This is a genomic window from Kocuria carniphila (assembly GCF_004136555.1).
GTDB classification, from domain to species: Bacteria; Actinomycetota; Actinomycetes; order Actinomycetales; family Micrococcaceae; genus Kocuria; species Kocuria carniphila.
Window position 1 is genome coordinate 14,550 of record NZ_NOIT01000017.1, and the last position, 13,888, is coordinate 28,437.

At 63.8% G+C, this 13,888-nt stretch carries 11 protein-coding genes; 8 read left to right on the forward strand and 3 right to left on the reverse strand.

Annotation, left to right across the window (positions count from 1 at the left end; all coding sequences use genetic code 11):
* Nucleotides 1-57: 57 nt before the first annotated feature.
* Nucleotides 58-1,647 (reverse strand): SulP family inorganic anion transporter, encoded by a 1,590-nt coding sequence (locus tag EWV37_RS12575; RefSeq protein ID WP_165189422.1) that lies wholly within the window; start codon nt 1,645-1,647, stop codon nt 58-60.
* A gap of 212 nt (nt 1,648-1,859) precedes the next feature.
* Between EWV37_RS12575 and rarD the strand changes: the two genes are divergently transcribed.
* The gene (gene rarD, locus EWV37_RS12580) at nt 1,860-2,888 is read left to right on the forward strand and encodes an EamA family transporter RarD (RefSeq protein ID WP_129701964.1); all 1,029 of its coding nucleotides are present in this window, start codon (nt 1,860-1,862) and stop codon (nt 2,886-2,888) included.
* A 96-nt stretch (nt 2,889-2,984) separates the two neighbouring features.
* On the opposite strand, the gene EWV37_RS12585 is transcribed toward rarD, so the two are convergent.
* Entirely contained in the window at nt 2,985-4,406 is a 1,422-nt protein-coding gene (locus EWV37_RS12585) for a glucose-6-phosphate dehydrogenase (RefSeq protein WP_129701966.1), read from the reverse strand.
* Nucleotides 4,407-4,488: 82 nt separating this feature from the next.
* On the opposite strand from EWV37_RS12585, the gene EWV37_RS12590 reads away from it, so the two are divergent.
* From EWV37_RS12590 to thpR, 6 genes are all read left to right on the forward strand, one after another.
* Nucleotides 4,489-6,573, forward strand: coding sequence for a glycoside hydrolase family 15 protein (locus tag EWV37_RS12590; protein ID WP_129701968.1), 2,085 nt, complete (start codon nt 4,489-4,491; stop codon nt 6,571-6,573).
* Between the two features lie 122 nt (nt 6,574-6,695).
* Nucleotides 6,696-8,072: an L-serine ammonia-lyase gene (locus EWV37_RS12595; protein WP_129701970.1), complete on the forward strand. Its 1,377-nt coding sequence runs from the start codon at nt 6,696-6,698 to the stop codon at nt 8,070-8,072.
* A 16-nt stretch (nt 8,073-8,088) separates the two neighbouring features.
* Entirely contained in the window at nt 8,089-8,598 is a 510-nt protein-coding gene (locus EWV37_RS12600) for a metallophosphoesterase family protein (RefSeq protein WP_095798945.1), read from the forward strand.
* Between the two features lie 94 nt (nt 8,599-8,692).
* Nucleotides 8,693-9,790, forward strand: a complete 1,098-nt coding sequence (gene arsB / locus EWV37_RS12605) for an ACR3 family arsenite efflux transporter (RefSeq protein WP_129701972.1) — start codon at nt 8,693-8,695, stop codon at nt 9,788-9,790.
* 29 nt (nt 9,791-9,819) lie between these two features.
* Nucleotides 9,820-10,239 (forward strand): arsenate-mycothiol transferase ArsC, encoded by a 420-nt coding sequence (locus EWV37_RS12610; protein WP_129701974.1) that lies wholly within the window; start codon nt 9,820-9,822, stop codon nt 10,237-10,239.
* 27 nt (nt 10,240-10,266) lie between these two features.
* Nucleotides 10,267-10,863, forward strand: coding sequence for an RNA 2',3'-cyclic phosphodiesterase (gene thpR, locus EWV37_RS12615; protein ID WP_129701976.1), 597 nt, complete (start codon nt 10,267-10,269; stop codon nt 10,861-10,863).
* 38 nt (nt 10,864-10,901) lie between these two features.
* On the opposite strand, the gene EWV37_RS12620 is transcribed toward thpR, so the two are convergent.
* Nucleotides 10,902-12,233, reverse strand: coding sequence for a VWA domain-containing protein (locus tag EWV37_RS12620; RefSeq protein ID WP_129701978.1), 1,332 nt, complete (start codon nt 12,231-12,233; stop codon nt 10,902-10,904).
* Nucleotides 12,234-12,490: 257 nt separating this feature from the next.
* Here EWV37_RS12620 and EWV37_RS12625 point away from each other — a divergent pair, with 257 nt between their 5' ends.
* A complete protein-coding gene (locus EWV37_RS12625; RefSeq protein WP_129701981.1) occupies nt 12,491-13,738 on the forward strand; it encodes an MFS transporter in 1,248 nt (415 codons plus the stop codon).
* Nucleotides 13,739-13,888: the final 150 nt, after the last annotated feature.

A 13,888-nucleotide genomic window follows, 5' to 3' on the forward strand; every position in this document is an offset into this window, starting at 1 on the left:
TCCCCCCGTCATCGCGGGCAGTCTAGCGAGGGGGCGAATCAAGGCGGGAACGGAAGCTTACTGCAGCGTGCCGGACAATCGCGCTCGCATGCGCCGGGACGGCAAATTGAGTCCGCGGATCTTCACCGTGGTGCCGTGGGCACGGTATTTGTCCGTGACTGCGTCCACGGCCGCCACGGTGGAGGCATCCCAGATGTGCGACTCGCTGAAGTCGATGACCACGGTGGCCGGATCCTCGGCGTAGCGAAATTGGGTGTACAGGTCGTTGGAGGAGGCGAAGAACAATTCGCCGCGCACGCGGTAGGTGGCCACGGCGTCGTCGGCAGAGTGACCGGAAGCCGGGATATCGGAACCGACCGGGTCGGACGGGCCAGCCGCTACAGCACTGCCTCCGCGCGAACCCGCCGGGGACTTCACGGTGCGTTCCACAGTGACTACGTGTGCCACGCGTCGGGCGAAGCCGATCATCGCCGCCAGGACACCCGCGCCCACGCCGAGCGCCAGGTTATGGGTGGCCACCGTGACAGCAACGGTCACGAGCATGACCACGGTTTCGGACAGCGGCATACGGCGCAGCGTGGACGGGCGGATGGAGTGCCAGTCGAAGGTTGCCCAGGCCACGAAGATCATGATGGCGGCTAGCGCGGCCATGGGAATGGTGCCCACGATCTCGCCCAGCAGCACCACCAGGAGCAAGAGAAAGACCCCGGACAGGAACGTGGAGATCCGGGTGCGCGCACCGGAGGCCTTCACGTTGATCATCGTCTGACCGATCATGCCGCAGCCGCCCATGGTGCCGAACATGCCGCTGACCACGTTGCCCACGCCCTGGCCCCAGGTTTCGCGGGTCTTGTTGGAGGGGATGTCCGTGATGTCGTCCACGAGCTTGGCGGTCATGAGCGATTCCATGATGCCCACCACCGCCATCGTCAGGGCGAACGGCGCAATGATCTGCAGGGTCTCCAGCGTGTAGGGAACGTCCGGGACGATCAGCTGGGGCCAGGAATCGGGAAGTTTGCCCTTGTCACTCACGGTGGGAACGTTCAATCCGAGGAGAACCACTACCGGGGTGAGCACCAGAATCGCCACGAGGGGCGCCGGTATCGCCGTAGTCAGACGGGGCAGACCGAACACGATCAACAACGCGACCGCGGCGACCGGATACACCGCCCACGGCACGTCAATGAGTTCCTCGAGCTGCGGGATGAACAGCAGAATGCCCAGCGCGTTCACGAAACCCACCATCACGGAACGGGGCACGAACTGCATGATCCGTGCGAAGCCCACCGCACCCAGCAGGATCTGGAAGACACCGGCCAGAATCACCGCGGCAATCAGGTAGTTCACGCCGTGTGAGGCAACCAACGGCGCCATGACCAATGCCGTCGCGCCCGTGGCTGCGGAGATCATGGCCGGACGACCACCCACGAGTGCCAGGGTCATGGCCATGAGTGCCGCGGCGAACAGTCCCACCTGCGGATCCACACCGGCGATCACGGAGAACGCGATGGCCTCCGGGATCAACGCGAGACCCACCACCAGGGCACCCAATACCTCGGCCTTGAGCCACGAAGGGGTGCGCAGAGTGCGTGCTACGGACTGGCGTTGCAGCGGGGTGACGTGGTGGGTGTGCACAGAGGTGGACACGGAACTCCCGGGTGAGATCAAGTGCGAAAACGGAGATCGCCCGGGACCGATCGAGGCAGAACCTGAGCCGGGCAACCCCCAACAGGGTAGCGCCCCGGTCACAGGTGGCCTTCCCCGCTCCCACCCCCTACCTTGAGAAGAGGTTCTTCAACCACTCAATCCACACACTCAAGGGGCGATATACCGCTGCACTGACCGGAAGGAGCATTCTCATGTTGAGAGGTGTCCTGGCCTCCGTATTGGCCTCCGTGTTCTTCGGGGTTCTGTATCTCTATCCGGTGCTGTTGCAACCGATGAACGCCAATCAGATCCTGGCGTTCCGCATGCTCCTCACCTTCCCGGCGGTCACGCTGATCTTGTTGATGACCGGCAGGCGCTGGGCCATCCAACGGGTCCTGGTGCTGGCCGGGGAAAAGCCCCTGGTGGGTCTGTCCTTGCTGGTCACCGCCGGGATTCTGGCCATGCAGATGTGGCTGTTCGCATGGGCCCCCTTGAACGGCTATGCCCTGGATACCTCCCTCGGATACTTCCTGTTGCCGCTGGTCATGGTCGTGATCGGCCGGGTGCTCTACAAGGAGCCGATGTCGCGGTGGAAGATCGCGGGTGCCGCGCTGGCCACGATCGGTGTAATCCATGAGGTCTGGCGCGCGGGCGGCCTGTCCTGGCCCACCGTGGCGGTGGCCGGCGGCTACGCGGTGTATTTCGTGGTGCGCCACCAGGCGGGCACGTCGTTTTCCGGTGGTCTGTGGGCTGAGATGGCGCTCATGCTGCCCATCGCCGCGTTCCTCTTGGGCGCGGAGGACGGGCTGGCCGCCATCGACGACCAGAACCTACTGATTGCCGCCATTTTCGGCCTGGGTGTGCTCAGCGCGGGCGCGCTGGTTGCTTACACGATGGCCAGCAAGCTCCTGCCGTTCAACGTGTTCGGCCTGCTGGGTTACCTGGAGCCGGTGCTGCTCGTATTCGTCTCGCTCGCGATCGGCGAGACCCTGGCCCCGGGGCAGATCTTCACCTACCTGCCGATCTGGCTGGCCTTGGGTGTGCTTGTTGCCGAGTCGATCATGGACATCGTTCGACGACGCCGCTCGGTCACCACTCCTGCCGAAACTCACGATTCCGAGCGCGAACCGGTTACCGCCGGAATCCCCATCGTGGATCAACCGCTCGCGGAAATGACCGCCGGCTCCCACCCGGTGACCGCGGGGATCCCCCTCGTGGACCGCCACGAGCGTCACGACTGATGGGCTAGATCGCCGGAAACACAATGCAACATCCCGCCGAGCAACCGACGCCGCGCGTGAACGTTTCGTGCGGCGTCGTCGGCGGATAAGCCGGGGCTAGGGCAGCGGCACCGGGCCCTCGGAACCCGCCTCGTACTCGAGCAGGGGCGCGTCCGTCGCGTAAGCGTGCTGGATGAGGTCGATGATCCGCCAGCCCTCTTCGGTGGCATCCGCGCGCACGGTGAAGGTGGGGTCCCCGTCCAGGATCCACCGCATCACGGAGCCGTAGGCCGTGAGTCCGGGGGTGGGCGTACCACTGGATAGCGTCAAACGATTCATGCCTCGTGAGTCATATGGGCTGCCCACGTTGAGTTCCATCTGTACGTGTTCGTCCTCGAATCCCACGTTCAGCGCATTGGGCGCCAGCGGGTGCGGCCAGCCCTCGTACCCGTGGGGCGGCTGCCGGAAGGTCACGCGGATGTGCTGGACCGGATTGCCGATGGCCTTGCCCGAGCGCAGTGTGACGGGCACGCCGTTCCAGCGCCAGGTGTCCACCTCCAGGGTGACCTGCGCGAAGGTTTCCGTTTCGCGCGACGGATCCACGCCCTCTTCGGAGGTGTAATCGGGGAGCTCATGATCGTTCACCGTGCCGGCGGTGTACCGGCCGCGGACCACGGGGGTGATCTTGCGGTACTGCGGAGAACGGGCGGAGGAATCCTCACTCCACAGGCGCGTCGCGCGGAGAATGTGCGCGGTGTTGGCCGGGACCTCCACGGCGTCGAAGCGGGAGGGCGGTTCCATCATGATCAGCGCCATGACCTGCAGCAGGTGGGATTGGATCATGTCTTCGGCGGCACCGGTGGAGTCGTAGAAACCGGCGCGGCCTTCCAATGCGAGGGATTCGTCGAAGACAATTTCGATGGACTCCACGTGTTCGCGGCTCCACACCGGCTCGAACATGCGGTTGCCGAAACGCAGACCGCTCACGTCCAGCACGCCGGGCATGCCCAGGAAGTGGTCCACGCGGAAGGTGTGATCCTCGTCGACCAGCTCACCCACCAGTGCGTTGAGCTCACGCGCCGAGTCGAGGTCCGTGCCCACGGGCTTTTCGAGTGCGAGGCAGAGGTCGTCGGGCAAAGAGTCGAGGCTCTTCAAGGCCTCGCAGGCCTTGCGCGTGACGGCCGGTGCCAACGCGAAGTATAGGCAGACGGGCCCCTCCACGTCGTCGAGCAGTGCAGCCAGCTGATCTGCCTCGGCCACGTCGCACTCGATCCAGCGGGTAGAGTCCTTGACCCGCTCGACCGAAGGTCCGGTCGCACCCACGGAATCGAAAGCTTTGGCAACCGTTTGGGGCCAATCGGCGCCCCGAACGTCGTCGTCGGGTCCCAAGGGGCCTGGGAAGTCGTCGCGCGCGGAACCAATCACCGTGATCTCCCGGTCCGGCTGTTCGTTGAGCAGCGTGCCCAGTCCGGGAAGGAGAAGACGAGCGGTCAGGTCCCCGGAGGCACCCAGGATGACCAGTGTCCTGATGTTGTCCATGCCCCAACGTTATGGCACGCGGGTGAACCGTTCCGCACCGCTTGTTCAGGTGTCTGCAGGGTGCTGATGATTGAATTCAGTCATGAGCACCCCTCTCGAGGAATACGCGCTACTGGCCGATCTCCACACCGGACCGCTGGTGTCCCGAGACGGCAGCGTGGACTGGTTGTGTTTCCCGCGCTTCGATTCCCCCGCGGTGTTTTGCGCAATCCTGGGCGACGAGGACAACGGGCGGTGGAAGCTCAGTGCCGTGGACGGGGAAGTGGTCTCACGGCGTTACGTCCCCCAAACATTCATCGTGGAGACGGAGTGGCGCACGCCCACGGGCAGAGCCGTGGTCACGGACTTCCTCCCGCCCAGCGATGACACCGCCAACCTGATCCGTCGCGTGAAGTGCGTGGAGGGCACCGTGGAGGTCGAGCACGACCTGCGCATGCGATTCGATTACGGCAGCGTTACGCCGTGGGTGCGTCGTGTGGACCTGGGCCCGGAGGACGACGGCGCGCAAGACGGCCCCACTGCGGACTTGGGTGACGACCCTTCGGATCCGCATCCGGTGGGTACCTCCGAGGATGTGGGTCGCCGGTCCGAAGACTCGGGTGAGGATCACGGAGCACGCAGCCATGCCGGCTCCTACAAGAAGTTCCGACAGAGAGTGCGCGAGGCGGCGTCGCAGTGCAGTTCACAGGTCACCGTGGACCGGGGGTTGCTGGCGGTGGCCGGTCCGGACGCGTTGCTGCTGACGGGCCCTTCCTTGGAGCCGTACGAGACCAGCGTGGATGGTACGACCAAGGAGCTCACCGACGGGGACACGCACGGATCCGACGCGGACATGTGCGCACCGGAGGAGGTGCAACGTGGCCACGGTGGACAATTCACTGTTCGCGAGGGCGAAGAGCTCGCCTGGGTCCTCACCTGGTGCCACGCCTATGAAAACCTCCCGGCCCCCGCGGACCCGCAGTCTGCCCAGCAGGCCACGGAGAAGTTCTGGCGCGAATGGGCCTCGGATGTTTCCTGGGACGGGGGTAGGGACTACGAATACGCCGTGGGCCGGTCCTTACTGGTGCTGCGTGCGCTCACCCACTCCAACACCGGGGGAATCGTGGCGGCCCCCACCGCGGGCCTGCCGGAGGACTTCGGTGGGGAACGCAACTGGGACTATCGGTACACGTGGCTGAGGGATGCCGCGCTGACCATTGAAGTGCTGGTCCAACACGGGCACACGGACGGTGCATTGTTGTGGCGTGACTGGCTGTTGCGCGCGGTGGCCGGGGACCCGGAGCAGCTGCAGATCATGTACGGCATTGACGGTCGCCGTAATCTCATGGAATACGAGCTGGACCATCTGACGGGCTACGAGAACTCCACCCCGGTGCGCGTGGGCAACGGGGCCGCGGGCCAATTCCAGGCGGATGTCACCGGTGAGGTGATGATGGCGCTTGCCGAGCTGCGTGCCGCGGGGATCGAGGAAAACGATTACTCGTGGGGTTTGCAGATGAACCTCATGAAGTACTGCGAGATTCACATGGAGGACCCGGATCACGGGATCTGGGAAATGCGCGGTGACAAGCACTTCTTCACCCACGGTCGGGTCATGATGTGGGCCACGTTCAACGAGGGAATCCGCGCCGCAGAGCAGTTCGGGCTGCAGGGAGACGTGGAGCGGTGGCGCCACCAGCGAGACCGTCTGCACGACGAGATCTGGGAGAAGGGCTACAACGAGGAACTCGGCATTTTCACCCAGACCTACGACAACACCGAGGTGGACGCCTCCCTCCTGCAGTTACCGCACACCGGGTTCATCGAACCGGACCACCCGGCCATGCTGCGCACAGTCGCGCGGATTGAAGAGGACCTGCAGGGCGATTACGGGCAGGTTTGGCGTTACCGTACCTCCGATTCCGGTGAGTCCATGGACGGCCTGGAAGGGCACGAATACCCGTTCGTGATCTGCACGTTCTGGCTGGTCGAACAGTACGCACGCTCCGGTCGCGTGGACGATGCACGGGAACTCATGGACACCACCGTGGGCTTCTCGTCCGACCTCGGCCTGCTGGCTGAAGAGTACGACGTCGCCCAGCACAGGATGGCGGGCAACTTCCCTCAGGCGTTCAGTCACCTGGGCTTGATTCGAGCGGCGGACGCGCTACGGGAGGCGCAAGGGTGAGGCCGTGCGCCTCCCTGACTACGACAGGTGTCTTGCTCACTATGTGAGACACGCGTAGCTTTGGCCATACCCCGGCGGATCGAAGCAGGTCAGGGAAAATTCGTGAATCTGGAGGAAGTGTCGTGGCACTGAGCGCATTGGATCTGTTCTCGGTCGGAATCGGCCCGTCCTCATCGCACACCGTGGGACCCATGCGGGCTGCACGGTTGTTCGTCGAGGGGCTCGAGGAAGACGGCTTGCTGGAATCCGTGGCGCGCGTGCACTCTCAGCTGTTCGGTTCTCTGGGAGCCACGGGTTGGGGCCACGGATCGGACAAGGCAGTGATCCTGGGCCTGATGGGCGAGGATCCCGAGACCGTGGATACGGACTCCGCAGACGATCAAGTACGCCAGGCCACCGACGATCAGAAGCTGATGCTCGGCGGTCGGCAGGGGATCGGCTTCGACCGCTCTCACGATGTGATCATGCACCGTCGCAAGTCTCTGCCCACTCACCCCAACGGGATGAGCTTCGAAGCCTACGACGCCGCTGGCGACCTGGTGCGCGAACGGATCTACTATTCGGTGGGCGGCGGTTTCGTGGTGGACGAGTCGGCCTCCGGCTCGGACAAGATCGTCGCGGACACCACCCCGGTGAAGTACCCGTTCAACACCGGCGACGAGTTGCTGGCCGTGTGTGAGACCGAGGGGCTGTCCATTGCAGAGGTCATGATCGCCAACGAGGAGTCCTGGCGGCCCGCCGAGGACACCCGGGCTCAACTACTGCATATCTGGGACGTGATGCAGGAGTGTGTGGAGAACGGGTGCACGCGCGAAGAGAAAACGCTGCCCGGGGGACTGAAAGTGCGGCGTCGGGCGCCGGAACTGCGACGTCGTCTACGCGCCAAGGAAGCCGACAACGACCCCATGCGAGGCATGGACTGGGTCAACCTGTGGGCGCTCGCGGTCAATGAGGAGAACGCCTCCGGTGGCCGTATCGTCACGGCACCCACCAACGGTGCAGCGGGCATCATCCCGGCGGTGCTGCATTTCTACACGCGCTTCATGGAAGATGCCAACGATGACCAGGTGCTCAACTACCTGATGACCGCCGCCGCGATCGGCATCATCATCAAGGAGAACGCGTCCATCTCCGGCGCCGAGGTCGGCTGTCAGGGTGAGGTGGGATCGGCGTGCGCGATGGCCGCGGCCGGATTGTGCGCCGTGATCGGCGGGTCTCCCCGTCAGGTGGAGAACGCCGCCGAACTGGGGATCGAGCACAACCTGGGTCTCACGTGTGATCCCGTGGGTGGCCTCGTTCAGATTCCCTGCATCGAGCGCAATGCGATTGCCAGCGTCAAGGCCATTAACTCGGCCCGACTGTGCATGCATGGCGACGGCGAACACAAGGTCTCGTTCGATCAGGTCGTGAAGACCATGCGCGAAACCGGCGCGGACATGAAGGTCAAGTACAAGGAAACATCCCGCGGTGGCCTGGCGGTCAACGTGATCGAGTGCTGACCGGGACAATAGGACCGTGAGCACATCCATTCTTCTCATTGCCGATACGCACCTTCCCAAGCGCGCAAAAGCCCTGCCTGACCAGGTGTGGGAGCAGGTCGACTCCGCAGATGTGGTGATCCACGCTGGGGACTGGGTGGATCTGGACACCTATGAAGCTCTCAAGAGCAGGTCCAAGCGGTTGATCGCCGTGTGGGGCAATAACGACGGTCCCGAGCTGCGCGAGCTTATGCCCGAAACCATCCACTGGGAGATGGAGGGTCTGCGGTTCGCCATGACGCACGAATCCGGTGCGGCCACCGGACGCGAGAAGCGTATGGACAAGGCCTTCCCGGACACTGACGTGCTGATCTTCGGGCACAGCCACATTCCGTGGGATTCGGTGTCTCCCGCAGGCATGCGGTTGCTCAACCCGGGGTCGCCCACGGATCGGCGCCGCCAGCCGCACTGCACGTACATGCGGGTCACCGCCGACGACGGCGCGCTCGCCTCGGTCGAGCTCATCAAGTTGCCACCGCGAACCTAGCCTGTTCAAGGCGCGCGTTTCTGGATTGATGTTTGTCTATACGACCATTACGCTCACGTATAGACAAATATCAATCCGAAGGATTAGTTGCCCCATGACCGACACCGTTAAGGACCGTCCCGCCACACAGCACGGGGTGGTCAAGGACATGTCCTTCCTGGACCGCTGGCTTCCCGTGTGGATCATCGCGGCCATGGTGCTGGGCCTTCTGCTGGGTCGGCTGGTTCCCGGCCTGGACACCGCCCTGGAAGCGGTGAAGATCGGCGAGGTCTCGCTCCCCATCGCCATCGGGCTGCTGGTCATGATGTACCCGGTGCTGGCCAAGGTCCGCTACAACGAGACCCACCGGGTCACCGGCGACCGCAAGCTGCTGGGGCTCTCGCTGGTGCTCAACTGGCTCGTGGGCCCCGCGTTGATGTTCGCGCTGGCCTGGATCTTCCTACCGGATCTACCCGAATACCGCACTGGGTTGATCATCGTGGGCCTGGCCCGTTGCATCGCCATGGTACTGATCTGGAACGACCTGGCCTGCGGTGATCGTGAGGCCGCGGCGGTTCTGGTGGCCATCAACTCGGTGTTCCAGGTGATCGCGTTCGGCCTGCTGGGCTGGTTCTACCTGCAGCTCTTGCCGTCCTGGCTGGGTCTGCCCACCACGAGTGCCGAGTTCAGCATCGGCGCCATTGTGCTGTCCGTCCTGGTGTTCCTGGGCATCCCGCTGCTGGCCGGATTCCTCACGCGCACCTTGGGCGAACGCGCCAAAGGCCGTGACTGGTACGAAAACACATTCCTGCCCAAGATCGGCCCGTTCGCTCTCTACGGCCTGCTGTTCACCATTGTTCTGCTGTTCGCGCTCCAGGGCGATGCCATCACGTCCAACCCGTGGGACGTCGCTCGGATCGCGCTGCCGCTGTTGGTCTACTTCTTTGTGATGTTCGGGATCGGCCTGCTGGCCTCGCGCGGCATGGGCCTGAACTATTCCAAGTCCACCACCGTGGCGTTCACTGCCGCGGGCAACAACTTTGAACTCGCCATTGCGGTGGCCATCGGCACGTTCGGGGTGACCTCGGGCCAAGCGCTCGCAGGCGTGGTGGGTCCGCTCATCGAGGTGCCCGTTCTCGTGGCACTGGTCTACGTTTCACTCTGGGCCGGCCGCAAGCTGTTCCCCGGCGACCGCACCGTTCCCACTCGCTGACACTTCAAGATATCGATTCAGGAGACCCCATGGCCGATCACAAACCGTCCGTCTTGTTCGTGTGCGTCAAGAATGGCGGAAAGTCTCAGATGGCTGCCGCGCTGATGGAGCTGAAGGTCCGCGGCGCCGTCGACGTCTATTCGGCCGGAACCAAACCCGGCAGCGCAATCAATGCGCAATCAGCCGAGGCTGTGGCCGAGGTGGGTGCGGACATGTCCGCCGGGATCCCCAAGGCCATCGATCCGGACCTGTTGCGACGCGTCGATCGCGTGGTGCTCGTGGGCGGGGAAGCCCAGGTCGAGCCGGTGGAAGGCATGGCCGGGGCCATTGAAACGTGGCTTACGGACGAGCCGTCCGAACGCGGCATCGAGGGCATGGAGCGGATGCGGTTGGTGCGCGACGACATTGCGGCTCGCGTGGACAACCTTCTCGCCGAGCTCACCCGGTAGCCGCCGCCCACCATTTAGGGTGGGTCCATGAGGCTGTTCGCCGCTGTTTATCCCACGCGAGCCGCACGCGAGCACTTGGTGAGTGCATTGCGTGAGGTCCGCGAGCTCACGGGTACGGCCCTGCGCTGGGGAGATCCCGAGCAATGGCATGTCACGCTCGGCTTCTACGGTGACCAGCCGGAAGGTGCGGTGCCGGACCTCGAGGAGCATCTGAGCACCGTGACCCGCGAGACTGCGCCGTTCACCACGTGCTTGCGCGGAGCGGGGTCATTTTCCGGCACCACGCTGTGGATGGGGCTCGGTGGCCAGTCCGAGAACCTGGTTGATCTCATGCACGCCTGCTCGCTCGATCCGGACGAGCGTGCCCGACAGCGGGCCCACCTCACGGTCGCGCGCATGTCCCGCGCGGAGCGCTCCCGCAAGGCCCGTGAACAACGACGCCGCTCGCGAACCATCGCGCGTTCCGCACCCGAGCTGCCGCACGTGGTGCACGCGCTGTCCGTGTACAAGGGCCCCGAATGGCCCGTGAGCGAGATTCGATTGATGGCGTCCGTGCTTGGCGAAGGCCGGGGCGGCGGAGCACTGCATCATGAGGTCGCGCGGTTCCCGCTGTTGGGCAAATAGCCGCCCGAGCGGCGTCGGGATCGAACCGGGAGTGCCTATCAGATGCCGGTGAGCGCCTCGATGAACACGTCCTGGATGTCTTCGGGCCGCTCGGCGATGTGTGCGGAGCCCCCGGTGGCCTCGGAAATCTGCTTCAGGACGTCCTCATTGGCATCCGAGGATATCCCCACGGTAATGATGCGCACCGGGTTCTCCGGATCCTGCTCCTCCTCGAGTGCCTTCAGGAGGTTTTCCAGGCCGATGGAGCCCTCGTCAATGTCTTCACCATCGGTCAGGACGATCACGGTCTTGAGCGAGTCGGGAGCGTCGTCTTCCAGGGCCTGCCGGAAGGCGGCCAGCGTGGTGTCGTAAAGACCCGTGTAACTACCCTGCATGTACTGCAGGGCCGACTGGTTGGCGAGCAGGGCCTCACGATGGGTCACACCATTGTCTTCTGCACCGAGCTCTTCAACAGGTGCAATTTCCAGGTAATCCTTGGCACCGTCCAGGTGGCGGGAGAATACCCACAATCCCAGAGCGTCATGGTCGGGGAACATCTCGACGGCGGCCACTGCGGCACCGGCCGTCAGATTCATGCGGGTGGCACCGTTCGGCAGCGCTTGATAGCCCATTGATCCGGATACGTCGATCGCCACCAGAGAGTGGAAGGGCTTGGCCAACTGGGCCCACTGATCCAGAGATCGTTGCAGGGTGGTGTCATCCACGGCGGAGAATTCGGAATCGTCTTTACCGCCCGGCGTGCTGGCCACCAGCTGCGTATCGGGGTGCGCGGACTCCCACTCCCCCCATTCAGCGCGTGTCACCACGGTGTGGGTGGGGGCCGGGCCACCGGGTGCCGCCCCCGCAGCTGCTGCCGGCGGAGGTTCTACCTCAGGGGTGGCTGATTCGGACGGCTCTGCCGCCTGCTTCTCCGAGTTGTCTATGCGCTGGGGTGCGTCCACGACCGGGGTGATGTCGCCTTCATTGAGCGCACGGAGTTTGAAGGTCTGATCCAGCTCTTCTTCGACCTGGGGGTCTTCCTGCGCCTCGTGGAGTGCGCGGGCGATCAATGCCTTGGTGCCCTCGTCATCACGGGAACGGCCCAGTTCCACGGCCGGATCCGCCAGAACCTCGGTCCAATTGGCGGCCTGGGTCTCGGTGGGCCCCACGACCACCGGGGAGTTGCGGAGTTCTTGTTCAGAAACGGTGGCGGCATCCCCGCGATCGCCCCGCGTCTCATCCTGGCCGCCCCATGGCAACAGGAACCCAATAGATGTCAGTACCAAGACCACTAAACCGGCCAAGAGTGCCCACAGCAGGGGCTTTCCTCGCAGACCCTTTGGGTCGGCTCGGTGAGCACCGTGTTCCCGCCTCGTCCCCGGCTCGGCCATCGTTTCCACCCCTGTCTAGAATGACCGCGATGGCAGCAGGTTCCCCACACTGCTTCCCATCCACGCGGTCCTTCCATGAAACCACGAGGATTATGCGGATCGGAAAACCAAAGTTAGCGATTGTAGGGATGTTGGTGGCAGATCAGTAAGGTGACTAATGCACTGACAAGGAATACTGATCAGAAACATATTGCCACGGTAAGAATACGGGCGTATAAGGTCCACAGAAGTGGGTACAGGAAATAAGGTGGGTATTAGTGGCTGATTCGCCCAGCGGGGCCAGGTCCAGCGCGTGGCTCTGGCTCCTGGTCGCGTGCGCGGTGCTCACGCAGTCCACCGTCAACCTGCTGCGCCCGGTCACCTCCTACAAGCTGCTCGCACTGCAGGCGGATTCCGTAACCATTGGTTTAACCACCGCCGCCTATGCTCTCGTTCCACTTTTTACCGCTGTGTGGCTCGGCCGGTACTCGGATCGTGCCCCGCAGTTGAAACTCCTGACCCTTGCCGGGGTGGGGCTGCTGGTTGCGGGCGGCTCGCTCTTGGCGGCGTCTCCCACGGTGTGGGCCATTGTTGCGGCCAGTGTGGTGCTGGGTATGGGGCATCTGTGTTTCACGATTGGGGGACAGGCCGCTATCGCCCGCTATGCCGCGGATCGGGACCTGGATAAGGGGTTCGGGTGGTTCACCGCAGCCTTTTCCGCCGGGCAAATGATTGGGCCCGCGTTGGGCGGTTGGCTAGTGGGCCAGAGCACCGGGGTCGAATCCGCCGAGCGATTAGCTGACGTCAATCAAGCGATGTGGATCGGCACCGCGCTTTCTCTCTTCGCCGTTCCGTTGTTGATTTTCCGTTTCAAAGCACCGCGGTCGACGACGTCGCGCCCCGGCCAACCTCGCACCGGCCAAGTCAGCCAGGTTTCAGCGGAAAAGCCCACGGTAGTCGGTGTGCTCAAGGTTCCCCGCGTGGCGTCGCACATGTTGGCGGCGCTGTCCCTGCTGGCCATGTTGGACATTCTCACCGCGTTTCTCCCGGTCATCGGCGAAGAAGCAGGCGTTGCACCCGCCGTGGTCGGTTTGCTGCTGGGTGTCAGGGGACTGGCATCTATTGCGTCCCGAATACTTCTTCCGTGGTTGTCCATGCGATTTTCCCGGCGTTCGCTCTTGTTGACGTGTTTATTCGGGGCGGGAATTACTCTGATTATTCCGCCGCTATTCATTCAGCATTTCTGGATAGCGGCCGCATTGCTGGCCGTCGGAGGGTTCTTGCTGGGTTTGGGCCAACCGCTGACGATGACCATGATCACCACGTCCGTGCCTTCCAACTGGCGCGGTTCCGCCTTAGCTGTTCGACTCACGGGCAATCGTCTCGGACAGGTGGTGCTCCCGCTACTCGCCGGTGTTTTTGCCGCGCCGCTGGGGCCCGCCGCTGCCGTGTGGATGTGCTGTGGAGTGCTGCTGATCAGCGGGGCCGAAAAAGCGTGGGGCGATAAACGTTCTGGCCGGTCCTGAACGGCATGCGTGTTGTTGCGTTGAGAGCCCGGTGTTACTTATTCTTTGATCAGCGCGAACAGCATTGGGGAGTTTCGCGTTTCTCGTGGCAGTGGACTTCTGTCCGCGTGTGTTCCTCCAGCGTCCTGCTCATCAGACGCTCACACGGCT

Excerpts from the sequence above, each read along its gene's own strand:
- thpR (WP_129701976.1), top strand. The coding sequence starts at position 10,267 with ATGAGGCTGTTCGCCGCTGTTTATCCCACGCGAGCCGCACGCGAGCAC.
- EWV37_RS12585 (WP_129701966.1), bottom strand. The coding sequence starts at position 4,406 with ATGGACAACATCAGGACACTGGTCATCCTGGGTGCCTCCGGGGACCTG.
- arsB (WP_129701972.1), top strand. The coding sequence starts at position 8,693 with ATGACCGACACCGTTAAGGACCGTCCCGCCACACAGCACGGGGTGGTC.
- EWV37_RS12610 (WP_129701974.1), top strand. The coding sequence starts at position 9,820 with ATGGCCGATCACAAACCGTCCGTCTTGTTCGTGTGCGTCAAGAATGGC.
- rarD (WP_129701964.1), top strand. The coding sequence starts at position 1,860 with ATGTTGAGAGGTGTCCTGGCCTCCGTATTGGCCTCCGTGTTCTTCGGG.
- EWV37_RS12620 (WP_129701978.1), bottom strand. The coding sequence starts at position 12,233 with ATGGCCGAGCCGGGGACGAGGCGGGAACACGGTGCTCACCGAGCCGAC.
- EWV37_RS12590 (WP_129701968.1), top strand. The coding sequence starts at position 4,489 with ATGAGCACCCCTCTCGAGGAATACGCGCTACTGGCCGATCTCCACACC.